Annotated in this window: 25 protein-coding genes; 13 read left to right on the top strand and 12 right to left on the bottom strand. The window is 68.6% G+C overall.

Translation table 11 applies throughout. The features are described 5' to 3' along the window. Positions 1-65 precede the first annotated feature (65 nt). The 7 genes from EAF64_RS07160 (at position 66) to EAF64_RS07130 (ending at position 8,867) form a co-directional block, all read left to right on the top strand. Entirely contained in the window at positions 66-1,241 is a 1,176-nt protein-coding gene (locus EAF64_RS07160) for a CBS domain-containing protein (protein WP_129068295.1), read from the top strand. Positions 1,242-1,320: 79 nt separating this feature from the next. Beyond that, positions 1,321-4,035, top strand: a complete 2,715-nt coding sequence (leuS, locus tag EAF64_RS07155; protein WP_129068294.1) for a leucine--tRNA ligase — start codon at positions 1,321-1,323, stop codon at positions 4,033-4,035. A gap of 121 nt (positions 4,036-4,156) precedes the next feature. Continuing rightward, on the top strand, positions 4,157-4,876 hold the full coding sequence (locus EAF64_RS07150) for a hypothetical protein (protein ID WP_129068581.1): 720 nt from the start codon (positions 4,157-4,159) through the stop codon (positions 4,874-4,876). Positions 4,877-4,908: 32 nt separating this feature from the next. Further along, complete coding sequence (locus tag EAF64_RS07145; RefSeq protein WP_129068293.1) at positions 4,909-7,326, top strand: penicillin acylase family protein; 2,418 nt, start codon at positions 4,909-4,911, stop codon at positions 7,324-7,326. Beyond that, positions 7,323-7,676: a hypothetical protein gene (locus EAF64_RS07140; protein ID WP_129068292.1), complete on the top strand. Its 354-nt coding sequence runs from the start codon at positions 7,323-7,325 to the stop codon at positions 7,674-7,676. Before EAF64_RS07145 ends, EAF64_RS07140 begins: the two co-directional genes overlap by 4 nt. 49 nt (positions 7,677-7,725) lie before the next feature. Continuing rightward, a complete protein-coding gene (locus EAF64_RS07135) occupies positions 7,726-8,049 on the top strand; it encodes a hypothetical protein (protein ID WP_129068291.1) in 324 nt (107 codons plus the stop codon). Positions 8,050-8,147: 98 nt separating this feature from the next. Then, a complete protein-coding gene (locus EAF64_RS07130; RefSeq protein WP_193767603.1) occupies positions 8,148-8,867 on the top strand; it encodes a GNAT family N-acetyltransferase in 720 nt (239 codons plus the stop codon). A gap of 115 nt (positions 8,868-8,982) precedes the next feature. Here the strand turns inward: EAF64_RS07130 and EAF64_RS07125 are convergent, their stop codons facing one another. Next, the gene (locus tag EAF64_RS07125) at positions 8,983-9,732 is read right to left on the bottom strand and encodes a ribonuclease H-like domain-containing protein (protein ID WP_129068289.1); all 750 of its coding nucleotides are present in this window, start codon (positions 9,730-9,732) and stop codon (positions 8,983-8,985) included. 85 nt (positions 9,733-9,817) lie between these two features. On the opposite strand from EAF64_RS07125, the gene EAF64_RS07120 reads away from it, so the two are divergent. From EAF64_RS07120 to EAF64_RS07110, 3 genes are read left to right on the top strand one after another with little or no spacing between them, the layout of a single operon-like run. Further along, entirely contained in the window at positions 9,818-10,198 is a 381-nt protein-coding gene (locus EAF64_RS07120) for a universal stress protein (protein WP_129068288.1), read from the top strand. 40 nt (positions 10,199-10,238) lie between these two features. Beyond that, the gene (locus tag EAF64_RS07115; RefSeq protein WP_129068287.1) at positions 10,239-11,759 is read left to right on the top strand and encodes a hypothetical protein; all 1,521 of its coding nucleotides are present in this window, start codon (positions 10,239-10,241) and stop codon (positions 11,757-11,759) included. Between the two features lie 51 nt (positions 11,760-11,810). After that, positions 11,811-12,047 (top strand): hypothetical protein, encoded by a 237-nt coding sequence (locus EAF64_RS07110; protein ID WP_129068286.1) that lies wholly within the window; start codon positions 11,811-11,813, stop codon positions 12,045-12,047. On the opposite strand, the gene EAF64_RS07105 is transcribed toward EAF64_RS07110, so the two are convergent. From EAF64_RS07105 to EAF64_RS07080, 6 genes are all read right to left on the bottom strand, one after another. Continuing rightward, positions 12,017-12,466: a TIGR00725 family protein gene (locus tag EAF64_RS07105; RefSeq protein ID WP_129068285.1), complete on the bottom strand. Its 450-nt coding sequence runs from the start codon at positions 12,464-12,466 to the stop codon at positions 12,017-12,019. The two genes, EAF64_RS07110 and EAF64_RS07105, sit on opposite strands and share 31 nt — an antisense overlap. Before the next feature lies 1 nt (position 12,467). Beyond that, the gene (locus tag EAF64_RS07100) at positions 12,468-13,208 is read right to left on the bottom strand and encodes a beta-ketoacyl-ACP reductase (RefSeq protein WP_129068284.1); all 741 of its coding nucleotides are present in this window, start codon (positions 13,206-13,208) and stop codon (positions 12,468-12,470) included. 69 nt (positions 13,209-13,277) lie between these two features. Beyond that, on the bottom strand, positions 13,278-14,729 hold the full coding sequence (phaC, locus tag EAF64_RS07095; protein ID WP_129068283.1) for a class III poly(R)-hydroxyalkanoic acid synthase subunit PhaC: 1,452 nt from the start codon (positions 14,727-14,729) through the stop codon (positions 13,278-13,280). Next, complete coding sequence (locus tag EAF64_RS07090; RefSeq protein WP_129068282.1) at positions 14,726-15,268, bottom strand: poly(R)-hydroxyalkanoic acid synthase subunit PhaE; 543 nt, start codon at positions 15,266-15,268, stop codon at positions 14,726-14,728. Before EAF64_RS07090 ends, phaC begins: the two co-directional genes overlap by 4 nt. Positions 15,269-15,320: 52 nt before the next feature. Continuing rightward, positions 15,321-15,872 (bottom strand): hypothetical protein, encoded by a 552-nt coding sequence (locus EAF64_RS07085; RefSeq protein ID WP_129068281.1) that lies wholly within the window; start codon positions 15,870-15,872, stop codon positions 15,321-15,323. Between the two features lie 7 nt (positions 15,873-15,879). Then, positions 15,880-16,191 (bottom strand): AbrB/MazE/SpoVT family DNA-binding domain-containing protein, encoded by a 312-nt coding sequence (locus tag EAF64_RS07080; protein WP_129068280.1) that lies wholly within the window; start codon positions 16,189-16,191, stop codon positions 15,880-15,882. A gap of 235 nt (positions 16,192-16,426) precedes the next feature. Here EAF64_RS07080 and EAF64_RS07075 point away from each other — a divergent pair, with 235 nt between their 5' ends. Then, a complete protein-coding gene (locus tag EAF64_RS07075) occupies positions 16,427-17,044 on the top strand; it encodes a MaoC family dehydratase (RefSeq protein WP_129068279.1) in 618 nt (205 codons plus the stop codon). Positions 17,045-17,209: 165 nt separating this feature from the next. Here the strand turns inward: EAF64_RS07075 and EAF64_RS07070 are convergent, their stop codons facing one another. From EAF64_RS07070 to EAF64_RS07055, 4 genes are all read right to left on the bottom strand, one after another. Continuing rightward, positions 17,210-18,088, bottom strand: a complete 879-nt coding sequence (locus EAF64_RS07070; protein ID WP_129068278.1) for an alpha/beta fold hydrolase — start codon at positions 18,086-18,088, stop codon at positions 17,210-17,212. A gap of 42 nt (positions 18,089-18,130) precedes the next feature. Continuing rightward, entirely contained in the window at positions 18,131-18,844 is a 714-nt protein-coding gene (locus tag EAF64_RS07065) for a hypothetical protein (RefSeq protein ID WP_129068277.1), read from the bottom strand. 217 nt (positions 18,845-19,061) lie between these two features. After that, on the bottom strand, positions 19,062-19,562 hold the full coding sequence (gene cgi121, locus EAF64_RS07060; RefSeq protein WP_129068276.1) for a KEOPS complex subunit Cgi121: 501 nt from the start codon (positions 19,560-19,562) through the stop codon (positions 19,062-19,064). Further along, entirely contained in the window at positions 19,562-21,958 is a 2,397-nt protein-coding gene (locus tag EAF64_RS07055) for an ATP-dependent DNA helicase (RefSeq protein WP_129068275.1), read from the bottom strand. The genes cgi121 and EAF64_RS07055 overlap by 1 nt, the downstream gene beginning before the upstream one ends. A gap of 126 nt (positions 21,959-22,084) precedes the next feature. Here EAF64_RS07055 and EAF64_RS07050 point away from each other — a divergent pair, with 126 nt between their 5' ends. Beyond that, on the top strand, positions 22,085-22,753 hold the full coding sequence (locus tag EAF64_RS07050; protein ID WP_129068274.1) for a chemotaxis protein CheC: 669 nt from the start codon (positions 22,085-22,087) through the stop codon (positions 22,751-22,753). Here EAF64_RS07050 and EAF64_RS07045 read toward each other — a convergent pair. Continuing rightward, complete coding sequence (locus EAF64_RS07045) at positions 22,750-23,868, bottom strand: M48 family metallopeptidase (protein ID WP_129068273.1); 1,119 nt, start codon at positions 23,866-23,868, stop codon at positions 22,750-22,752. The genes EAF64_RS07050 and EAF64_RS07045 overlap by 4 nt on opposite strands. 83 nt (positions 23,869-23,951) lie before the next feature. Here EAF64_RS07045 and EAF64_RS07040 point away from each other — a divergent pair, with 83 nt between their 5' ends. Continuing rightward, positions 23,952-24,197, top strand: a complete 246-nt coding sequence (locus EAF64_RS07040) for a ferredoxin (RefSeq protein WP_129068272.1) — start codon at positions 23,952-23,954, stop codon at positions 24,195-24,197. Positions 24,198-24,492: the final 295 nt, after the last annotated feature.

Below are 24,492 nucleotides of genomic sequence, written 5' to 3'. Positions count from 1 at the left end.
GACCCCGGTGGCTCACCGTCGCTGTAGGGGGACGACTTATCCGGCCGATGCCCCTACATCCGCCCATGGCAAGTGTTCGGATCGGTTCGGCGTTCGGCATCCCGATTCGCCTGGGCGGGTCGTTTCTGCTCGTTCTCCCGGTGCTGGTCTTCCTGATCGGTTCGCAGGTCGGCACGACCGCGGAGGTACTCGGCGAGTCGCTGGGGACCACTATCGACGCGGCGGCCCTCAGCGGGGGGTCGCTCCCCTGGGTGCTGGGGCTGGCCGCCGCGCTCGGACTGTTCGGCGGCGTCCTGGTCCACGAGTTCGGCCACGCGCTCGTGGCCCAGCGGTACGGCGTCCACGTCGACTCGATCACCCTCTGGTTTCTCGGCGGGCTGGCCCAGCTCGAGGAGTTTCCCGAGGACTGGAAACAGGAGTTCAACATCGCCGTCGCCGGTCCCGTCGTCAGCGTCGGCGTCGGCGCGGTCTGTTACGCGGCCTTCCTCGCGTTCCCGGTCGGCCAGCCCGCGCCACGGTTCGTCTTCGGCTACCTGGCCATCCTGAACGTCTTCCTGGCCGCGTTCAACCTCCTGCCCGGGTTCCCCATGGACGGCGGGCGCATCCTGCGAGCGGTCCTCTCGCGCAACCGTTCGCGGCTGGACGCCACGCGCATCGCCGCCGGCGTCGGGAAGGGCTTCGCTGTCCTGCTCGGTCTGGGCGGTATCCTGCTCGGCCAGCTGTTCTGGATCGCCATCGCCTTCTTCATCTACATCGGCGCGACCGGCGAGACCCGCCAGCTGATCCTCGAAGCCGCCTTCGAGGGACTGTCCGTCGCCGACGTGATGACGCCCGCGAGCGACCTCTCGACGGTCACGCCCCAGACCAGCGTCGCGGACCTGGTCGACCTGATGGTCAGCGAACGTCACACCGGCTACCCCGTCGTCACCGAGTCCGGCGATCTCCGGGGGATCGTGACCCTCTCGGACGTCCAGCAGGTCGATCCCGTCGAGCGCGACGCGATGCGCGTCGAGGACGTGATGACGAGCGATCTGCGGACGGTCACGCCCGAGACGGAGGCCGAAGACGCCGTGTCGACGATCCTGGGACAGAACGTCGGCCGCCTGCTGGTCGTCGACGAGACCGGCGACCTGGCCGGGCTGGTCTCCCGGACCGACCTGATGACCGTCTTCCAGATCCTCCAGGAGAGTCGGTCGGCGGCGCTGGGCAAGCCGGCCGGGGAGCCGCCCCTCCAGCGGTAGTTCCGGAACCGCTCGCACACGACGCGCAACCGAACAGTCTTGTGGGTCGCGGTTCCAGAAGGCACAACGGCGAATTTCGATGTCCCAGCGCTACAATCCCTCACAGGTCACGGAGTACTGGCAACACGTCTGGGAGGAGGAAGGGGTCTACGACTGTCCCGACGACGCCGCGGACCCCAGCTACGTCCTCGGGATGTTTCCCTACACCTCCGGGGCGCTCCACATGGGCCACGTCCGAAACTACGCGATCACCGACGCCTACGCCCGCTACCGGCGGATGTGCGGCGACGACGTGCTCCATCCGATGGGCTGGGACGCCTTCGGTCTCCCCGCCGAGAACGCCGCCTTCGAGCGCGACACCGACCCCGAGTCCTGGACCCGAACCTGCATCGAGCGGATGCGCGACGAACTCGAACGGATGGGCTTTGGCTACGACTGGTCCCGGGAGATCACGACCTGTGACCCCGAGTACTACCGCTGGAACCAGTGGCTGTTCACGAAGTTCTACGAGGAGGGCCTCGTCGACTACGAGGCCGCCGCCGTCAACTGGTGTCCCGACTGTGAGACGGTGCTGGCCGACGCGCAGGTGAACGAGGTCGAGACCGAGTCCGGAACGACGGAGGTCTGCTGGCGCTGTGAGACGCCCGTCGGCCGCCGGGAACTCGACCAGTGGTTCCTCTCGATCACCGACTACGCCGCCGAACTCCACGCCGGCCTCGACGATCTGGAGGGGTGGCCCGAGGGCGTCCGGGACATCCAGCGCAACTGGATCGGCCGCCAGGAGGGGGCCCGCGTCACGTTCGACGTAGCCGCCCCGAGCGGTGGGGACGACGAGACGGTCGACGTGTTCACCACCCGGCTGGACACGCTCTTCGGCGCGACGTATCTGTCGCTCTCGCCGGGCCACGACCTCGCCGCCGAGATCGCTGCCGACGACGAGGCCGTCGCCGCGTACGTCGACGAGGTCCGGGCGGCCGACCCCGGCGAAGCGGGAATGTCCGGCGTCGACACCGGGCTGACCGCGACCCACCCGCTGACCGGCGCGGAGATTCCGGTTTACGTCGCGGCCTACGTGCTAGACGACGTGGGCACGGGCGCGGTCATGGGCGTGCCCGCACACAACGAGCGCGACCACGCCTTCGCCACCGAGCAGGATCTGCCCGTCGAGCAGGTGATCGAGCCCGTCGGGGACGCCACGGCCGACCTGCCCGCCGAACCGTACACTGGGGACGGGATGCTCACCGAGAGCGGCGAGTACGACGGGCTGGCCAGCGCGGCCGCCCGCGAGCAGTTGCAGGCCCACGACGCCGTCGAGAGCGACGTGACCTACCGGCTCCGTGACTGGCTCATCTCCCGCCAGCGCTACTGGGGGACGCCCATCCCCATCGTCCACTGTCGAGAGTGTGGTCCGGTGCCAGTGCCCGAGGAGAACCTCCCCGTGGAACTGCCGGAGTACGTCCAGACGACGGGCAACCCCCTCGCGGCGAACGACGAGTTCGTCGAGACGACCTGTCCGGAGTGTGGCGGACCCGCCGAGCGCGAGACCGACACGATGGACACCTTCGTCGACTCCTCGTGGTACTTCCTGCGGTACCTCTCACCCGACCTCGACGAGGCCCCCTTCGACACCGAGCTGGCCGACGAGTGGCTCCCCGTGGACGTGTACGTCGGCGGCGAGGAACACGCCATCCTCCACCTGCTGTACATCCGCTTCTTTACCCGGGCGCTGGCCGACCTCGGCCTGCTCGACACCCGCGAACCCGTCGAGCGGCTGGTCAACCAGGGCACGGTCCTGAAAGACGGCACGAAGATGTCCAAGTCGAAGGGCAACGCTATCGCGCCCCACGAGTACGGTGCGGAGACGACCCGACTGTTCGTCCTCTCGGCCGCCCACCCTCGCCAGGACTTCGAGTGGACCGTCAAGAACGTCAAGACGGCCTACGAGTTCCAGCAGGAACTGTACGGGATGGTGGCGGCGTTCACGGAGAGTGTGGCGCGAAGCGCCACGGACCGGTCGAGCGGTGAGGGAACCGAACCGCGAGACGGGGAGATCGAGACGCGGACCGAGAGCCAGCCACACGACGCCTACCTCGAACGCGAGATCGACCGGACCATCGCGGCGGTGACGACCGAGTACGACCGCTTCCGGTTCCACCAGGTGGTGGGCGAACTCCGCCGGTTCGCCCGCCTGCTCCGTCGGTACCGGGACTACGAGTCGCCCTACCGGTACGCCTACAGCCGCGCGCTCCGGGCGCTCGCGGCCATGGTCGCACCCATCGCGCCGTACCTGGGCGAGGAACTGTGGCACCTGCTCGGCGAGGAAGGACTGGCCGCGGGGGCCGACTGGCCGACCGCGCTCCACGACGTCGAGGACTATCGGATCGAGCGGGAACTCGTCCGGAACACGCTCGACGACGTGCGCGACATCACGGACGTGGTCGACATCGAGGATCCCGACGGGATCGAGATCGTCGTCGCCCAGGACTGGAAGTACCGAGCCTACGAAATCGCCCGCGAGGCCGCCGACGACACTGCCGTCGTCGGGCAGGTCATGGACGACGAGACCGTCCGCGACCACGGCGATGCGGCCGCGGACTTCGCCGCGTCGCTGGGCGAGCGCAGTGCCGAACTCGAACCGACGATGGCCCCGGACCGCGAGCGCGAGATCCTGGACCAGGCGGCCTGGCTCTTCGAGGACGAGTTCGGGGCCGCGGTGACGGTCCGGCAGGCCGCGGACGGCGACGACCTCGCGGCCAAGGCCGAACCCAACCGGCCGGCGATCCACATCAACTGAGCGGGGCGTAGCGCCGCCGTCGACCGCGGCTCGCGGCCTCGACACGACCGATACGCATTTGTGACAGCTTTCCGACCCTCCCTGTAGGATGGCAGTCTCGGTTCGCGGTACGGTTCGTGGCATGGGGACACGGGCGAATCCGGCGTTCGCGGTCGGGGCGGTGGTCGTCCCGGTCGCGCTTCTGATCTACGCAGTGACACTCGGCACGATCCAGCAGCACACCTACGTGCACGTGATGGCTGGCGTGCTGTGGACGGGGATCGACCTGTTCATGGCCGCCGTGCTTGGGCCGGTGCTGGGCGGGCTGGCGGTCGAGGAGCGGGCGAACGTCTTCCAGCGGTTCACCCCGAAGATGACCTTCCTGATGCCGTCGCTGGCGCTGGTGACCATCGCCGGCGGGATCACGCTGGCGCTCCGTGGCGGCTGGGTGTTTCCCCACGCACACGCCTGGCTCGCGCTGTTGACGGCCGCGACGCTGGTGCCAGCGCTCGCGCTGATCGGCTGGCAGTTCGACGCGTTCACCGACTGGCGGTGGCTCGTCGCCTTCGGCGTCGCGCTCGCGGGTAGCGGTGTCTACCTGGCGACGACGCTGCCGGATTTCGGGATGACGAGTCCGGTGTTCGCCGCCGCGCTGGGGATCGTCGCCGTCCTCAGCGTGCTGGGCTTCGGCGTCCTGATGCCCGGCGAGGTCAAGATGTATCTGGAGATGCGTTCGCCCGATCCAGATACGGACGTCATCAGCCGGATCGGGATGCGCAACGCGAAACTGAGCGCGATCCAGGGCGGTTTCCAGCTCGCGATCGTCGCGGTGATGGTCTACCTCCGCTGGGGCGGATTCTAGGGTTTTACACGTCTCGGACCCCCTGACGGGTCATGGATCGCGAACGAACCCGTCGTGCCGTGCTGGGCGCGCTGCTGGCGGGCGGGGTCGCCGGAGCCGCCGGGACGCCGATCCGGCGCTACCTCGACCGCTTCGCGCCGTTCAGCGGCGCCCTCTGGGACACCGCGGGCGACGAGCTCCCGGAGGCCGTCGAGAGCCCCTACGGCGCGGCGACGGTGCGGTACGACGATCACGGCGTGCCCCACGTGTCGGCCGACGACGAGCGGGCGCTGTACTTCGCGGTCGGCTACGTCCAGGGGGCCGACCGACTCTTCCAGATGGACCTCCAGCGCCGGCAGATGCGCGGCGAACTCTCGGCGGTCGTCGGCGAGGCCACCCTCGACTCCGACCGCTTCCACGTCGCCATGGACTTCGCCGGCGCGGCCGAGACGACCTGGAACCGTCTGGAGGGGTCCGAGACCGGCGACCTCGTCGAGGCCTACACCGAGGGGGTCAACCGTCACGTCGGGGGTGACCGCCCGCTCCCCGCCGAGTACGACCTGCTCGGGTTCGAGCCCCGGCTCTGGAAGCCGGCCGACGCCATGCTCGCCGAGAAACAGATCGGCTGGACGCTGACGGGGAGTTTCCGGACGCTCCGGCGCGAGACCGTGCGGGCCGCGGGTATCGAGGGGCTGTACCCGAGCCGGCTCGACCACGACGCGGCGATCCTGGGCCACGAGGCGGGCGACGCCGCCGAGTCCAGGGCCCAGCGGACGACCGCTCCGTCCGGGACCGACCAACAGCGCGCGACCCACCCGGACCTGGAGAGCTGGCTCTCGGGGTTCGAGTCGCCGCCCGGCGTCGGGTCGAACTCGTGGGTGGTGTCGGGCGAGCACACTGCCTCGGGCGCGCCGTTACTGGCCAACGACCCGCATCTCTCGCTGATGGCCCCGCCCGTGTGGTACGAGATGGGACTGGACGGCCCGGAGACGACGGTTCGGGGTGTCACCTTCCCGGGTGTCCCCTTCGTCGTCATCGGGGAGAACGACGGCGGCGCGTGGGGGTTCACCAACGCCGGCGCGGACGTGATCGACTGCTACGAGTACGAGACCCGCGACGGCCAGTACCGTTACGGCGACGAGTGGCGCGACTTCGAGACCGAGGAGCGGACGATCGAAGTCGCCGACGGGGACGACCGGACCGTCACCGTCCGCAAGACCGTCCACGGACCCGTCCTCTCGGCCGAGGCCGACGGCGACGAACTCCGGACGGAGGTGGGCGTCGCCTGGACCGGCCTCGGTGCCACCCGCACGACCGAGGCCGTCCGCGACCTCAACCGGAGCGACGGGCTCGAGGACGCGCTCGCGGCGCTGGAGCGGTTCGACCTGCCGACACAGAACTGCGTCTACGCCGACCGCGAGGGCAACACCCACTACCGGGTCGTCGGCAAGGTCCCCATCCGGCGGACCGACGGCGAGCAGGTACCCGGCGATCGGGTCTTCGACGGCTCGGCGAAGGAGGGTGAGTGGGCCGGCTACACCCCCTACGGCGAGACCGACTGGACGGGTGAGGGGTTCGTCCCGTTCGCGGAGATGCCCCACGCCGACCAGCCCGGCTACCTGGGGACGGCCAACCAGCGCGTCGTCGACGACGCCGACTACCCCTACTACGTCGCGGAGAGCTACGGCGACCCCTTCCGTGGGATTCGGCTCTGGGATCGCCTCGACCGACGAATCGGGAGCGACGAGCCAGCCGATCCCGCGTTCATGCGGGACCTCCAGCGGGATACGTACGACGCCCGGGCCGCGCAGTTCGTCCCGGTCATGCAGGAAGCAGCGTCGGCCGTCGACGGCGACGCCGCGGCGTTGCTCGCCGACCTCGACGGCTGGGACTACCGGATGGACCGTGACTCCCGGGCGGCGCTGGTGTTCGCCCGCTTCGTCGATCACTACCGGGACGTGGTGTTCGAGCCGCGACTCGCCGAGGCCCTGGGCGACCGCCGCGACGTGTCCGAGTACTACGGCGGCGACTGGGTGTTGCTCGGCCTCGACCCCGACTCGGCGTGGTTCCCGGACGGCCGAGACGCGGCCATCGCCGAGGCGCTCGCCCGGACCGCGACGGAACTCGACGAACACGGCTGGGCGACCTACGGCGACTACAACACGACCGCCGTCGACCACCCGTTCGACCGGCCGTGGCTGAACTACCCCCGATACCCAACGGACGGCTCGCCGGCCTCGCTGAACAACTTCCGCCACGAGGAGTCGGTCGGCAGTAGCTGGCGGATGATCTGCCCGATGGACAAGTCGGCGGCCGGGTCACGGGGTGCCTTCCCCGGCGGCAACGACGGCTCGGTCTTCTCCGAACACTACCACGACCAGTTGCGCGCCTGGGCCGACGGCGAGTACAAGTCGATCCCGCTCGGGACGAACGGCGAAATCGCCGTGCGGTTCGAGGAGGGCGAACGATGAGCGGGCAGTCGGCCACACCCGGTGACCGCCTCGACGCACTCCGGGCGGCCCCGCGCCGTCGCCGACTCGCGACCGTGGGAGCCGCCGTCGTCGGACTGGTGGTGGTCCCGTTCCACTGGCTCGGGTTCGTCCTCGGCGGGGCACTGGTCGCGCTCACCCAGCCCTCGCTGGGCCGCGGCCTGCTCGCCGGCCTCGGGTTCGGCGTCCTCTCGTGGCTCGTCTTCGCCCTCTGGATCTCGGGCACGGGCAACCTCGGGCTCTACCTCGGGATGGGGCAGGTCTTGGCGGTCAGTACCGCCATCCCGCTCGTCGGGAGTCTGCTGGGCGCGCTGGCCCGAGGCGTCCGCTAGCTATCACGTGTCACTACTATTATAAGTCGACCGCCGACCTACTGCTGGTATGGCATTCGACGACGTTACCCTATTCGAGCTGCACTTCGACGGCGCGACCATCGGCACCCCCGTCCGCGACGAACCGGTCGAGGAGGTACACGTGACCGACCCCGAGCGCATGATCGAGGACGAAGACGAGATGATGGACGACGCGACGGAGCGCTCGTCGCCGTCCCGCGGGCGACGCGTGATCGGGGTCGCGGCCGTCGTGGCCGCCGCCGTGGCCGTTCGCGCGATGTACCGACGCCGAGCGGGCCGCGACGAGGGTGCCGCGGTGGCAGTCGAGTCCGTCGACCACGACGAACCCGAGGCCGAACCCGTCGAGCAGTAGGGAACTCGGGGGACCCACGCGCCGCCCGGTTCGTTTCACGGGCCAGTACGATGCGACTACTTTTATTCGCGGCTCCGCTATTCCGGACAGGTTGTGCGATGTCGGACGTCCGCTTCCGTCGAGCCAGGCCGGATGACGCCGAGGAGATCCTCGCGATCAAGCGGGCCGCGATCGAGGACCTCGAACACTGGCAGTACAGTCCCGAACAGGTCGACGCCTGGAAACCGAAGGACAGCTACCTCGACACGTTCGAGGAGGCTATCGACGACGACCGCTTCATCGTCCACGTCGGGGAACGCGACGGCGACATCGTCGGGTACGGGGCGCTGAACGTCCCCGACGACCGCATCGACGCGGTCTACGTCCACCCCGACCACCACGGCCACGGCGTCGCGACCGCACTGGTCAAGCAACTCGAACTCTCCGCGCAGTTTCAGGGCATCGAGACCATCGACATCGTCGCGGCGCGCAACGCCGTCCCCTTCTACGAGTCGGTCGGCTACTGGCAACTCGACGACGAGGTGACCACTATCGAGGACGTGGACGTGGTGTTCGTCCGAATGCGTAAACACCTCGACGACGACGCGGAGGCGTTCGACGCCGGCGACCACGAACTCGCCGATGCGGAGGCGTTCGACGCCGACCGCGACCCCGGCGACGCGGCCGACGACGATACACCCGAGAGACCGGTCGAGGGGCCGTCCGTCCCGCGGCCCGCCGACTCCGAAGCCCCCGAGTGGTTCCAGCTCGACGAGTGGCTCGACGACACCGGCGACGTGGACGTATTGTTCGAGTCGACCGGAGAATCCGACGGTTAACCCTCTCTTTCGACTGGAACCGTCGCCACCCTTCGTCCCGCTCGCGGCGACTGTTCGTGCAGTCGAAACGAAGGGGTGTTGTAGTGGCGGTGACAGGTACGCGACTGGACAGTCCTCACTGCTCGACGGCCGGTGCAAACACGTCGTCGTGGAGGCGGTCGGCGACGGTGTCGGTGAGTGTCCGGAGGTTGACGGCGTCCTCGCGGTTGTACGACACCAGCCGTTCGAGTGCGCCGTCGCGGCCGCGCTGGTGTTCCCGCCAGAGGCGGACGGCGTCTTCCCCGGAGATGTCCGGGCGGTCGCGTTCGACGCCGATCTCGTTCTCGATCACCTTGAGCCCGCCCGTGAGGCCGATCTGCCTGCAGGGGTACATCAGATCGAGGTGGGGGTGATCGAGCGAGAGGTCGAATGAGGTCTCGAGGAAGGGCACGTCGAAGCGTTTCCCGTTGAACGTCACGAGCATGGCGGCGTCGGCAAACTGGGCTCGCAGGGCGTCGGCGGTGAGATCGTCGCCCCGGACCAGGGTGGTGGTCTCGCCGTCCTGGTGGAAACTCACCGTCGTCACTTCGTCGCGGTGCTGTGAGAGTCCGGTCGTCTCGATGTCGAAAAAGCACGCGTCGGAGCGGAAGTTCTCGTAGAGGCGCCACTGCTCGCCGCTGGGGAACTGCTCGCCGAAGTAGCGGGCGTCGTCGTCGGCCAGTCGGTCGCGGGCGGTGTCGATGAACGACTGGATCCGGTCGGCCGTGGTCTCCCCGACGACGGAGCCGTCGAACTCGTCCCAGTGGGTGACGCCGGCCTCCCAGAGCCGGCGCTCGGTCGTCTCGCCGACGCCCCGGACCGGGATGAAGCTGTTCTCGATTCGCACACCGACAGGGGTGAGCCGGGCGAACAAAACGCTGTCGCCTGCCGGTCCGAGACGATTTATAGTGGTCGCGCACGCAGTTGGGGGTATGACAACTTTCCTCGTCGCCACCGCGTCGGTCCACACGACCGCGGCCGCCTGTGACTACCTCGGGGACCGCGCTACCGCCGACGACACCGTGCTCGTCGTGAGCGCCACCGAACCCGACAGCGACCCCCGCGATGCGGGCGACGCGACCAACGTCGCCCGCACGCGACTCGTGGATCCGACCGTCGAGACGATCACCGAGGACGGCCGCCCCAGCGACGTGATCCAGTCGCTGGTCGCCGAGCACGACGTCGACGAGGTCCTGATCGGCCCACGCCGCGGCGACCCCGACGCCGCTCCCGGGCTGGGCGGCACCGCCGCCGACCTGCTGGTGAGCCTGGACGTGCCCGTCGTCGTCGTGCCCCTGCCGGACCTGTCCTGAGACCCCCGTTCTTTTCACCGAGGCCGGCACAGGGGGGCGTATGTCCGGTTCCGAGCTCGCGGCACAGGTCAGGGAGGCACTCACGGTCGACGCCGAGGCGTTCCAGACCCGCGCCGAGCGGGAGGCCGAGGAACTGATCGAGGAGGTGTACGACGGCACCTTCGACAACTCCCAGGCCATCATCGGGCTGGAGCAGGAACTGTACGCCGTCGACGACCGGACCGACGCCCTGATGCGGGTCCCTCGCCAGCTCCTGGACCGCATCGGCTTCGAGAAGGAACTCGGCCTGCACAACGCCGAGATCCAGACCACGCCCGTCCCGCTCTCCCGGTACGGGCTGGAGGAACAGGAGGCCGAACTCCAGGCCCACGTCGACGCCGCCCAGCAGGCGGTCGGGCGCGAGAACATCCGCCTCGTCAGCGACGGGATGTGGACCGTCCCGCCCAACGGGGAGACGGCGACGAGCTATCTCTGTGACAGCATCGAAGCCGAGGGGATACGGATCGCGACCAACATGTCCGACGCGGTGCGGTACCACACGATGGCCAACACCGACTACCCTTCCGGGCTCCGGATCGACGCGCCACACGTCACCCTCGAAGCGGACACGGTGATGCCCGAGAGCCTCATCACCTCGATCCAGCCCCACTACCAGGTCCCCCACGCGCCGGATCTGCCCGAACACTTCACCTACGCCCTGCGCGTGGCCGGCCCGCTCGCGGCGCTCGGTGCCAACTCTCCGTTCTTCCCGCCGGAGATGTACGACGACGTGCCCGCGGGACAGATCCTCGCCGACGCCTGGATGGAACACCGCATCACCGTCTTCGAGGACGTGTTGAACCCCCAGACCGGTGACGGCGACCCCAAGGTCTGCTTCCCGCCCGACTTCGACACCGTCGAGGACGCAATCCACGACATCGCGGGGGACCGCACCATCGTCCCGATGGACGTGCCCGACGGCCAGCGCTTCGACGACCGCTTCCGGCACTTCCGGCACAAACACGGCTCCTACTGGCGGTGGGTCCGGCCGGTGTTCGACGGCGGGTCCCGCACCGCGGCCAACGCCCGCATCGAGTTCCGCCCCCTCTCGGGCCAGCCCACCATCCGCGACGCCGTCGCCTTTCAGGCACTCTTCGCCGGCCTCATGGAGAGTCTCCCCCGCCGGGAACACCCCGTTCAAAATCTCGACTGGCAGACCGCCAAGGCCAACTTCTACGCCGCCGTCTGTGACGGCCTCCAGGCCGAGTTCACCTGGCTCACCGCCGATGCCTCCGAGACCGACGCGATCGACGAGATCTACGGCGAGATATTCGAGTACGCCCGTGACGGCCTCGAACTCCGCGGGCTCTCGACCGAGGAAGCCCGCCGGTACATCCGCCCGCTCCGGGAACGGGTCGACCGCCGGACGACGCCCGCCCGCTGGAAACACGGTCTCGTCGAACGCCAGGTCGAACGCGGCGTGCCACTCACCGAAGCCATCTGGGGCATGCAGGCCCGTTACGTCGAAAAGCAGACCCAGACACTCGTCGAGGGCACCTTCGCCGACTGGCTCGACGACTGATCGCCGTCCGAGAAGCAAACACACATCCGGCGGCCGACCGAACACACGACGATGCCGAACCTCAGTCGATTGCTCAGAGCCGCGGCCGCACTGCACCTGCTGTCGGGTATCGCCCACCTCGTCGCCCCGGACACGCTCACCGGCATCGTCCAGTCGGTCTACGACGAAGTCCTCGCGGTCGACTTCCAGCCACGCGAGGCGACGACGACCCGCGTGCGACTGCTGGGCGTCGCCTCCATCGCCTTCGCCGGCCTCTGCTACTGGCTCTCGACCGCCGACTCGACGTGATCGACCGCCGCGGTCGCCGACGCGACCGCCTCCACCCCCTCGATCTCGTGGGTGTCGATACCCGCCACGGGTCTCCCGAAATCCAGCGCGTGCCCGATCTCCGAGAGCGTCCCCGTCGACCCGTCGATGGCGATGGCCGCCTCGCCGTTCAGGACGACGAGGACGTTCCGGGCGTTGCCCATGCCCGTCGCGATGGCGGTGTCGACGTACTCGTTGGCCGCCGCCCGATCCGGACCGGGGACGATGCCGATAGTGTCGCCGCCAGCCTCGTCGGCCCCCTCGCAGACGGCTCCCATCACCCCGCCGAGGCCGCCACAGACGACGGTGTGGCCCCGCTCTGCGAGTTCGCGGCCGACCCGTCGTGCCACGTCGGCCGTCTCGCGGTCGATCACGCCGCCGCCGATGACGCTGACGCGCACCTCACCACTCCATGCCGCCGTTGACGGCCAGGACCTGGCCGGTCATGTAACTGGACTCCGGACTAGCGAGGAAGCGAACGATCCCCGCGATGTCGTCGACCGTCGCGAACCGGTTCAGGGGAATCCGGTCGAGGATCTTCTGCTGGACCCGCTCCGGTACGTCTTCGAGCATGTCCGTCTCGACGAACCCGGGGGCGACGCAGTTGGCCGTCGAACCCGTCGAGGCCAGTTCCAGCGCCAGCGTCCGGGTGAAGCCAAAGAGGCCGGACTTGGTGGTCGCGTAGTTGGCCTGACCGTAGTTGCCCTGCTGGCCGACGACCGACGAGATGTTGACGAGTCGGCCCGTCTCCGAGGCCTTGATGTCCTCGAACAGACAGTGCGTGCAGTTGAACACGCCACCGAGGTTCACGTCCACGACCGTCTCCCAGTCTTCTTTGGTCATGTTCTCGAACTTCTTGTCGATGGTGATGCCGGCGTTGTTGACCAGCACGTCCACCGGTCCGAACGCGTCGTGGATGCGGTCACACATCGACGCCACGTCGTCGTAGTCGGCCACGTCGCCCTGTACGGCGATGGCCGTCCCGCCCTCGCTCTCGATGGTGTCGACGGCCTCGCTGGCCGCCGCTTCCGAGGAGCGGTAGTTGACGACGACGTCGGCACCGTGACGACCCAGTTCCTCCGCGATGCCGCGGCCGATACCGCGTGAACTCCCAGTGACCAAGCAGGTCTGTCCGTCGAGCATACGCCACGTTCGGTCCCCGGGACCAAAAAGGATGTTCGCGCGCAGTCGCGTCAGTTGCCGTCGTGGGTATCAGGCGACCTGGTCGATCCAGTCCTGGGCGCGGGACGCCGAGACCTCGGCGGCCTCGGCCACGGTGTCGGCGTCGGCTTCGGCAAGGTCGGCGACCGTCTCGATGCCAGCGCCCTGGAGGCGCTCGGCGTAGGTCGGGCCGATGCCGGAGACCGTCTCGACGCCGTCGGCCCCCTCGTCGCCGGTGAGGGTGGCCTGTTCGCCGTCCTCGCTCTCGGTCGCCTCGACCTCGATCTCGTTGTCGTCGGCCGCCGGTTCGTCGGCCTCCGGTTCCTCCTCGGCCTCGACGGCCGCGTCGGCACCGTCGCCGATCTCGATCTCGGTGGCCTCCTCGTCGCTCTCCACGTTCTCGCTTTGCTCGTGGAACCACTCGGCGGCGCGGGGCCAGACGTCCTCGTGGGAGGAGCCCGACACCGACAGGCCGATGTGGCCGGTCGGGTACTCGATGGTTTCGATGTCGTCGGAGCCGACCACGTCGTTGAACGGCTTGCTCGCCGCCGCCGGGATGAGGTGGTCGTACTCGCCCATGAGCTGGAGCAGCGGCATGTCGATGTTCTCGACGTCGACGTGTTTCCCGTCCAGATAGAGTTCGTTCTCGTAGAGCTTGTTGTCCTGGTAGATGTCGCCCAGGAACTGCTCGTAGGCCGCGCCGGCGAGGTCGATCCCCTCACCGAGCCACCGCTCCATCCGGGCGAAGTTCTCGACGAAGGCCTCGTTCTCGAGGTTGTCGTACAGCCGGACGTACTTCGAGACGTAGTTGTCGACGGGGTCCATCAGGGCGAAGCCCACGTCGAGCATGCCCGCGGGAACGTTGCCGAACACGTCGGTCACGTCCTCGGGGTCGTAGTACTCCTCGCTGCCCCAGTCTTCGAGGACGCCACCGGTCTCGTCGAAGTAGAGGCCGGCGGCCATCAGGGCCATCGCGTTGACCTTCTCGGGGTGGAGCGCGGCGTACATCGCCGTCATGGTGCCGCCCATGCAGTAGCCCAGGATGTTGATCTTCTCGTTGCCCGTGCGCTCGGCGACCTCCTCGACGCAGTTGTGGATGTACCGGTTGACGTAGTCGTCGAGCGTGAGGAACTGGTCCATCCGCGAGGGCTCGTTCCAGTCGATGAGGTACACGTCGTGGCCCGCCTCCAGCAGGCGGCGCACGACCGACCGCTCGGCCTGGAGGTCGAGGATGTACGGCTTGTTGATCAGCGCGTAGACGACGAGGATCGGCACGTCACACTGCTCCTCCTCGGGCACCTCGATACCGGCGTCCTCGGGCTTGTAGTGGAGCAGTTCCAGCTTGTTCTCGGTGTAGACGACCTCGCTGGGGGTCTCGCCGACCTCGATCTTCGCCAGTGGGCCAGCTCGCTCGGGGGTGACACTCGCCTTCTCTAGCCCGTCGGCCATCGCCTCGAACCCCTCGCGCTGGGCGTCCAGTGCGTTCGCGAACGGGTTGATCATAGTTCCTCGAGGATCTCGTCGAGCTTCTGCTCGACGGCGTGCTGGCGTCGTTCCAGTTCCACGAGGCGCTCGCCGACCTCCATCACGTCGTCGCGGGTCGGGAGGCCCAGCTGCTGGATCGTGTCCTGGGTGACCTCGTCGGCCTCCTCCTGCATGTCCATCATCGCCTCGACCAGCTGGCCGTTGGCGGCGGCGAACGCGGAGGTGCCCATGACTTCCTTGAATGCCTCGTTGGCCGACTGTAGCCAGATGTCACGGACCTCTGAGGGCTCGACGTCCTCGCCCTGTGCCGCGTCGGTCGTGCGCTCGAACATCTTCTCGGACGCGTCCATCCAGACCTCGTAGGCCCGGTTGTACCCCTCGAAACCCTCGGCCATCTCGTCTTCCTCGGGCATCGAGCCCTCGACGGCCTCGGCCCAGGACTCCATGAAGGCCGCCTGGGCTTTCATGTTCTGTTCCATGGAGTCGGCGACCGCGTCGTTCATCTCCTCTACCATCTCGTTCCAGTCTTCCATCGGGTCGTTGGTTGTGTCGCTCATGGTGGTACCGTTTGTAGCCGACAACAAAAATCGGGTTGGTCGTTCGCGCCGGTCAGGCCTCGAGGGACTCCTGGGCCTGCTCCTGCACTTCCTGGACCTGGTCCTGGACCTGCTCGACCTGGTCCTGCATCTGCTCGACCTGGTCTTCGACCTGCTCGGCGGCTTCGATCGACTGGCCCTCGAGGTCCTCGTGGGCGTCCAGAACCATCTCGATCTGTTCGTCCATCGCGTCGAGGTAGTCCGCGGTCAGCTCGTCGTAAGCGTCGAGGCCCTCGCGGGTCTCCTCCTCGATGTTCCCGAACAGTTCGGCGTGGTTCTCGAGCAGGAACTCGAACTGTTCGTCGACGGCCTCGCGGATCTCCTCGACGGAGCCGGCCGCACCGGGCATGGTGCTCTCGATCGCGTCGAGGTAGCTGTGGAAGGCGGTCTTCGACAGTTCGACGGTGCGGCGCTGGGCCGACTCCTGGCTGCCCAGGCTGTCGACGAAGGCCTCGCTGACGGTCTGCTGGAACTCGACGCCCTGCTCGACCGCGTTCTGTCCCTGCTTGATCGCCTGGCGCTGCATCTCGAACGTCGTGGTGATGGGGGTAGTGTATTCTGCCATAGTGGGTTCACTCCTGGGAACGCTTGCGCTTGACCGGCACGACGACAGTCTGGACGATGTCGCCCTCCTCGATGTCGAGCGCCTCGCGCTCGGCGTCGGGAATGCTGATGCGTCCGCCGCTCTGGACGCGGGTCTTGAACGTCGCCATCTGACTCATCGCGCCCAACTGGGGAACGCCAACGCCCGACGTGCTGGCACCGAGCAGCTGCTGGATAAACTCCTGTTGCTGCTCCATCGCCTGCTCGCTGGCCTGCTGGAACCCCTTCATCATCGAGGGGGGCCACATGAAGCCGTCCTCGCTGTCGTGTTGCTCGGTCATCCCTTCACCCCTCTCTAACCCACTCGACACCATAAGGGTTATGCTTCTCACCATCCACTACCATCTATTGGTAGCAAATGGTAGAAACTGAACCAGCGGGGGCCGACCGACGGCCCTCTCCGACCACGGTGAGCCCGCGCGATTCGCACAGAGCGGCCTCTAGATGCCGTTCTGGAGCGGACGAATCATGTGAACCACCACGTTTTAATACAGCCACTTCCAACAACTGGTGCCAATGAGCTCCAACCCGCATCGGAGCGCGTTGCTGGACACGTGGACGGAGACCTCGTCGCACGTTTTCAACAGCGTCCTCGAGGCGAACAGAGCGGCGTTCGCGGCCTTCGGTGTCAACTCCGACGAGGACACCGACGAGGACCCGACGCTGCCGCCGCGAGAGCGGATCGAACCCGACGAAGACCTCCCCGAGTGGACCATCGACCGGACAGAGGACGACCGGACCGAGCTCGGCGTCGGGGACCGCATCGAGTTCACCAAGACCATCTCCGAGGACGACGTTACCTCGTTCGCGGCTGCCAGCGGCGACACCAACCCGCTGCACCTCGACGACGAGTACGCCTCCGAGACCCGCTTCCGGGGCCGGATCGCCCACGGGACGCTCGTCGGCGGCCTCATCAGCGCCGCCCTCGCCCGCGTGCCCGGACTGGTCGTCTACCTCTCGCAGGATCTCGAATTCCACAACCCGGTCCGCATCGGTGATCGCCTCACCGCCGAGATCGAGATCGTCGAGGACCTGGGCAACGACCAGTTCCGGCTGACCACGCAGGTCAAGCAGGGCGAGGAAGTCGTCATCGACGGCGAAGCCGTCATCCTGGTCGACGAACAGCCCGAGTAACCACCAGCACGCGCGCTCCCCTTTCTGCCTGCACCGCGGCAGGAGCCCTCCCTCGCTATCACTCCGGTTGATTCACTGACATTTGGGGTCTGCCCCGCAATCTTTCCAGTCGCTGGTGACCACCGCATCTCGGTTACCAACGTTCGGCATCCGCAGTTTCGACCCCTAGCTCGCCAGGAAGTCCGCCAGCACGCGGTTGAACGTGGCCGGGCGTTCCCGGGGCGGCCAGTGACCGCAGTCTTCGAGGACGTGGAGGCGGCTGTCCGGGAGTCGGTCGTGGGCACGCTCGGACCACGTCGTCGGCAAGAGCGTGTCGTCGTCGCCGTGGACGAGCAGCGTCGGGACGTCCAGCTCTGAGAGGTCGTCCACGTAGCAGGTCCGGAACCCGCAGGCGCGGAACTCACTGCGCTGCCAGCTCCGGAGGGTGCGACCGCAGGCGTCGTCCTGCAGGATCTCGTGGATCTCCGTGACGAACTCCTCTGAGGCCTGGGTCATGTACCCGCGGAGGGTGTCCCGGACGGTCCCCTCGTTGACGCCCATCGTGTTCCAGACGAACTGGTCGACGACGGGCATCCGCAGAGCGACCGACGTCATCGGTCGCCAGCCGGCGTCGGCCCCCAGCCCGTAGCTGTCGACCAGCGCCAGCCGTTCGACCGCCGCCTCCAGCGCGTAGCCCAGGGCGATGGCACCCCCCATCGAGATCCCGGCGACCCTGGGCCGGTCGAGATCGAGTTCGTCGACGAGTCCCGACAGCACGTCGACGTAGTAGTCGGTCGTGTACCGGATGTTCGGCTTGTCGCTGTCGCCGTGGCCCGGCAGGTCCGGCGCGATCACGCGGTGGTCCGCCGCGAGGTGTGGGATCGCGTGTTTCCAGGAGATGTGTTTCGCGTCGAGACCGACGCCGTGTAACAACACCAGCGGTCGGCCGTCGCCCGTGTCTCTGTACTGGACGGTCGTCGTCGTCTCCCGACCCGACCCGTCTTCGGCCGTCACCTCGAACGCTCGTTGCCCGCCGGCGCCAGCGTCACTGCTCGAACTCGCCATTCATCCGTACGTCGGTGTCACAGACCTTGTGTCTTCGGCATCTCACGACGCGTCGAGCGACCGGTCCCACGGCGGCGAGCCGGTGAGGTTCGTCTCCACGAGCCCGACGACGAGCAGGCTCCCGCCGGCGAACGCGAGGGCCGCCACCCGTCCGGCCGGCGACAGGCCCACCGTTCCGAGCCCGAGGACGGTCACACCCAGGCACCCGCCCAGGATACAGACCGTCACGCCCGTCGCCCGCAGCCACCCGTCGCCGCGGCCCACCGCCGCCGTGACCGTGACGTGGCCGGCCAGGACCGCCCCACCGAGCAAGCCGACGAGCGAACCGGCGGCGTACCCGGCCGCCAGCGTCGCACCGCCGACGCCACGACGGACCAGTGGCGCCCGCCCACTCCGGCCGGCCGCGCCGACGACGACCCACGCGAGAATCGTCCCGAACGACGCCAGCACGCCCGCGACGCCCGGATTCTCGCCCGCCGCCGTCAGCATCGCGACCGCCCCGAGACTCGACAGCAGGGGCCCGACCGCCACCGCCAGCCAGTCGGCCGCCAGCCCCTCGCGGTCGTCCAGCCGCTGGGTCACCGCGATCCAGGCGACGAGCAATCCCGCACTGATCGCCATCCCCGCGATGATCGCGACGCCCAGCACGCCGTCGCCGGTCCCCGGCGCGGCCGCCGCGGCCCGGTCCACTGTCGCGTGGCTCCCGAGCACGACGACACACAGTACGACCGTCGCAACCCGCCACCGCTCGCTCATACGTAGGGTGTGTGCCCGGACGGCTCGCGTTCGCGTCCGATACCCCCCGTTTCAGCTCCGCCCGAGCCAATGTTATCGTATAGCATGCCAACAGGTAGTTACGCCGTGGTACCGGCATGAATCACCGACTCTCCGCCGGCGCTCGACCGCGTCCTCCACTGCGCGCCCCCGGGCGGACCGAGCGAGGCCGGTCGTTTCAACCTTCCGAACAGACAGATTACTTCTCGACGGCGAGCAGTGCGACCCGTTCACCGACCAGCGCCGGCAGGCCGGCGTCGGTGGCCGCGAGTTCCCGGTCGGACACGTCGAAGAAGTCCCGGACGCGCTCCGCGTCGTACCCGTCGAGCGTCTCGGCCGGGGCCAGCAGGTCCGCCACCGCCGCGGCCGCGCCGGCTTCGTCCGCACTCTCACCCATACCGTGGACGACGACCGCGACCGGACACTCTCCCTCGGCGACCCCCATTTCGAGTGCCCGCGAGATCTGTCGGCGGCCGGCCGCGTACAGCAGGATCTCGACGGCGTGGTCGTTCGCGATGGCCTCGCCGCGTTCCCGGGCCCGGTCGGCACACGCGACCGCGCGTTCGAGGTGGTCACGGCCGACGACGTACCGGGCGTCGAACGCCTGCACCGCGCAGTCGTGGTCCTCACCGATCTCGCCCAGTTCCGCGACGAACCCCTCGATATCTTCGACCGTCGCCGTGCCCTCGACCACCTGCATCAGAAATCACCCAGGCTGGACTGGTCTTCCGGGTCGTCGGCCGCCGTCGCCCCATCTCCGTCGTCGCTTTCCCCTGCAGTCGCGTCGATCCCGTCGATCTCGGCCGGCTCGACGCCGTCCATCGACGGGTTCTCCCGGCCGGCGTTTTCGAGCACGTTCTCGGCGGTCTTCTCCCGGCCCCGGAGCGCCCCGAGGACGACCGCCTTGTCGGCCTCCCGCAGGTCGGCGCGGGTCCGGATGCCGGCGTCGTAGAGTCGCCGGGCCCGTTTCCGCCCGACGCCGCGAACGCCCGCCAGGTCGACGAGTTCGCTCCGCACGCCGTGTTCGACCCGGGTGCGCGCCTCCCGCACCGCCGGCACGCAGTTCAGGCCGAGTTCGCCCGCCAGCGACTCCGCGGCCCCCAGCAACCACTGGGTGGTCTCGACTTTCCCGCGGATGTCCCCCGGGCCGACGCCGTAGCGGTCGGTAATCTCGCTCTCGTCGATCTCGCTGGCCCAGTCCTCGAGCAGGCGGGCGGTCTTCAGCGCCGACAGCCAGTCCTCGAAGCGGTCGTCCTCGTACTCGCTGGGCATCGGGCCCAGGAACTCCGTCTCGCGCTCGAAGGCCAGTTGCGTGTATTCGTCCTCGTCGCCGCTCCGGAGATACAGTTCGTACATGTCCGGCGTACGCGCGACGAGGTGATAGAGGCCGAGCGCCGACGGCGGCTCACGTGGTCCGTCGTCGCCGTCGTCGTTGGCCGCGAGTTCGCTCGCCCGGGTGAAGCCGGCGGGTTCCTCGTCGCCCGTCTCGCCCGCCGTACGGCTCGACTCCGTCCGTCCGCCCGAGCGTTCCCAGTCGCGCAGCCCGTCGATGATCTCGGCGGCGCTCATCGGATCGAGGTAGAGCCGCGAGACGGTGTGGCCCAGACCGGTGGCCTGCAACTGGTCGCCATCACGCTCCAGAAAGTCGTTCACTTCCAGATAGTCGAGCATCCGGTCGGTGACCCGCTCCAGTTCGTTCCGGTCGGCGTTCTGGGTAGCGTGGAGGGTCCGTTCCAGAAACTCCAGCAGTCCCTCCCGGGAACTGGCGAACCCGGAGGCCACAGTCGCGAGCAGGTGCGTGCGGAGCGCGGGCTCGGCGGCGAGTTTCGACCGCACCGGCTCGGGGTCGGCCCAGACGTACCGTTCGAACAGTTCGTCCAGTTCGTCGTGGCTGTTGGCCAGCAGGACGGCCTCGCCGTAGGGGTCGAGGCCGGGTCGCCCGGCCCGCCCCATCATCTGGTGGACCTCGAGCACCGAGAGCGGAGCCATCCCGCCCGTCGAGCCGTCGTAGCGCCGCCAGTCCCGGACGACGACCCGCCGGGAGGGCGTGTTGACGCCCGCCGCCAGCGTCGGCGTCGCACAGACGACCTTCAGGAGGCGGTCGCGGAACGCGTCTTCGATCAGCGAGCGGTGGTCGCTGGCGAGGCCGGCGTGGTGGAACGCCGCACCCCCTTCGACGGCGTCGGCCAGGTCGTCGCTCGTTTCGGTGTCGCTCACGTCACGAATCTCGGCGGCGATCTCGGCGAGCGTCTCGCGCTCGTCGGCGTCGAGGAAGTCTCGCGTCGTCGAGGACAGGCGACGGGCGGCGGCTTCGGCGTTGCGACGGGAGTTGACGAACACCAGCGTCGACCCGTCGTCGGCGAGCGTATCCCGGACGATGGCGGCCGTCTCGCTCTCGCCGTTGCGGACTTCGAGCCGCTGTTGACTGCCGTCTTCGAGGTGGAGCGCCTGCCCGTAGTGGACCCCCTTCTGGAGTTCGATGGGCCGCCAGTTCGAGTCGACGAGTTCGGCGTCGAGCCAGTCGGCCAGTTCGTCGGCGTTGCCGATGGTGGCCGACAGCGCGACGGTCTGGAGGCCGGCGTTCAACTGCCGGAGCTTGGCGAGCGTGACTTCCAGCGTGGGGCCGCGCTGGCCGTCGTCGACGAGGTGGACCTCGTCGGTGACGACACAGGACAGGTCCTCGATCCAGGCGGCGTCGTTGCGTACCAGCGAGTCGACCTTCTCGCTGGTCGCGACGATGATGTCCTTGTCCGCGAGCCACCCGCCGTCCGAATCGTAGTTGCCGGTCGAGACGCCCACCTCGACCCCGTACCGCTCGAACTGTTCGAACTCCTCGGCTTTCTCGCTGGCCAGCGCTCTGAGGGGGACGATGTAGAGCGCTTTGCCGCTCTCCCCGCCGGCCACCGCCGACAGCATCGCCAGCTCGGCGACGAGTGTCTTCCCGCTGGCGGTCGGCACGCTGGCGACGAGGTTCGCGCCCTCGGTGACGCCCGCCTCGACGGCCTCGGCCTGTGGGGGGTACAGCGCCTCGATGCCCTCGTCCTCTAGATGTCCGGGCAGCCAGTCGGGAACCCCCGGAATCGCCGCGACGTCCATTACTGCCGTCTTTGCGCGTCCCCGGGTTTAAATTGTCGTCTAGGCGCCCGGTGAACGTGACGAACGCCCAGTATCGAGCGCTTACTCGCCCCGTGGTTTCATGCCGGTGGAACCGTAGGATTCCCTATGGATTCCCTGAAGGTCGACGTGCGGAAGCTCCACCTGTTCAACGGGTTGGCCAAAGAGGGGGCCGAAACCGTCGCCGATCACCTCCAGCAGATGAGCGGTCTCGAGACCACCGCCTCGGTCTCGAAGCTGAACTTCCTCGATTTCGACGACGTCGGCACGCACCTGCGCACCGAGACCCACACCGACTCGCACGTCGGCATCTACACCGAACTCGAAGACGCGCCCCACGGCTATCTCCTCTTTCTGGTCTCCCGGGCCGAGTCCAAGCGCCTGGCCAACGCCATGCTCGGCCAGGGAGCCGAGGCCGAAGCCGACGGCAGCGGCTTCTCCGACATGCAGAAGTCCGCAATCCAGGAGGTCGGCAACATCATGACCTCCGCGTTCATCGACGGCTGGGCGAACGTGCTCGGGACGACCATCGCCCACTCGCCGCCCCACTTCGCCTACGGCGACAGCGATACGATGCTCGGCGAGATCACGGAGTGGCCCGACACCGACATCGTGTTCGTCATCGACTCGGAGATCACCGCCGCCGACGTCGACTTCTCGCTGACCTGCTACACCTTCCCCGAACTGAAACCGCTCGTCGACCTGATCCACGACATCGACGTCGACTCGATCGCCGACGCCGAGACCGCTCCCTCCGATTTCTCCGAACTCGTCTAGCTCGGGGTCGCCGGTGGCTCCCGCGTCGTCCCGTCGTCGAGCCGTGCGACCCGCGCGTGCAGCGGCGGGTGCGCCGCGAAGGGACCGGCGTGGGGCCCGGGCGTCGTCAGCAGGACGCGCTGGACGGCCAGTTCCGAAAGCGCCGCCGCCAGCGCCGGACCGAGCCCTTGCCGGGCGGCGTAGGCGTCGGCCGCGTACTCCGTGCGCCGGACGACGGCGAAGGCTCCGACCGCACCCGCGGCGGCCAGCCCGACCCCCGCCAACAGCGCCGTCGTCCCGCCGAACTCCAGCGCGATCAAAAGCGGGACGGCCGCCGCCAGGAACGCCCCGAACCGGAGCGGGACGTGGCCGCACTCGTGGTGCCCGACCTCGTGGGCGACGACCGCCGCCAGTTCCCGCTCGCCGAGGTTCGAAAACAGCGACTCGGCGGCGAAGACGTACCGCTGGCCCGGCAGGACGCCCGCCGCCATGGCCACCCCGAACCGCGTCCGGTCGTCGACCACTCGGAGCCGACAGTCCGCGGGGACGTCTGCCATCTCGCGTTCGCGCTCCGTCGCCGGCCGGTCCCGGACGGTGAAGCTGACCGCGTACGGTGAGAGGACCGTCCCGAGACCGCCGAGGACGACGGCGACTGCGAGCCGGCCGACCGTCGAATCGGCGGCCGTGACGACCGCTGTCGCCGCCGCCAGCGCCAGCACGGTCGCGACGAACCGGCTGGTGAACCACCCCGTCACGTCCCGGTAGGTCAGGTCGAGCCGGCGCGACAGCCGACGGTGCCGGAGCGTCCCGAGTTGCACCGCCAGCAACCCCAGCAGGACCGGCCCGAGCAGGAGCGCGGCGGCGGCGAGGACGCCGACGAGGCCGGCGGGGAGCGTCGGCCCGACGCGTCGGATCGTCGCCGCGGCCAGCGGCAGGGTCCCGATCGTCACCGCGAGCCCCAGCGTTGCGAGCGTGGCAACGACGTAGCCGACTTCTCGAAGCGTGCGGAGCCGTCCGGCCGTGCTTGCGGGGCCAGCCGTGATCCGGTGGACGTAGCCGGCCGCCGTCCGCACGGCCAGGAAAACGACTGCCGCCAGCCAGCAGTGGGCGACGACCGTGATCGGGGGGGAGGGCATCGACCCGGACTGCGTTCCTGTCAGTGAAAAAGGTTGGCTGCGCCGTCGTCACACTCAAGCCTGCGTCGGCCGAACGCTCGGCCATGCGCGTCGAATTCGACCGCGACACCTGTATCGGGATGTTCCAGTGTACCGCCGAGTGGGACGGGTTCGAGGAGGACAACGACGCCGGCAAGGCCATTCTGGTCGACGGCGAGGAAGTCGACGAGGACCTGTTCGCCCGGGAGGTCCCCGAGGACGCCGAACTGGACGCGAAGTTCGCCGCCCGCTCCTGTCCCGTCGACGCCATCGCGGTCTACGACGACGACGGCGAGCAGATCATTCCCTGAGATCGGTTTCGGCTTGCCCGAAACCTGTCCTCGCCGGTCGCGAACCCGTCGCCGATGACGGATTTCACCGTCCGGCAGTACTGTTCGGGGAATCGCCGCGCCGTCAGAACGCTCCACGAGCGCGCGACGATCGACGCCGGAACGTACGACCCGGACGTCGAGGACACGGCCCTCGACGACGTCGAGGGGACGTATCTCGACGCTGGCGGGGAGTTCTTCGTCGGTGTCCACGGCGAGCAGCTAGTGGCGATGGGTGCGCTCCGCCCCGTCGACGAGTGGTACGTCGACCAGTTCG

The sequence above is a fragment of the Halorientalis pallida genome (genome assembly GCF_004118325.1).
Taxonomy (GTDB): Archaea; Halobacteriota; Halobacteria; order Halobacteriales; family Haloarculaceae; genus Halorientalis; species Halorientalis pallida.
The sequence above is the reverse complement of the archived record's forward strand: the minus strand, read 5'-3'. Positions and strand labels throughout refer to the sequence as shown.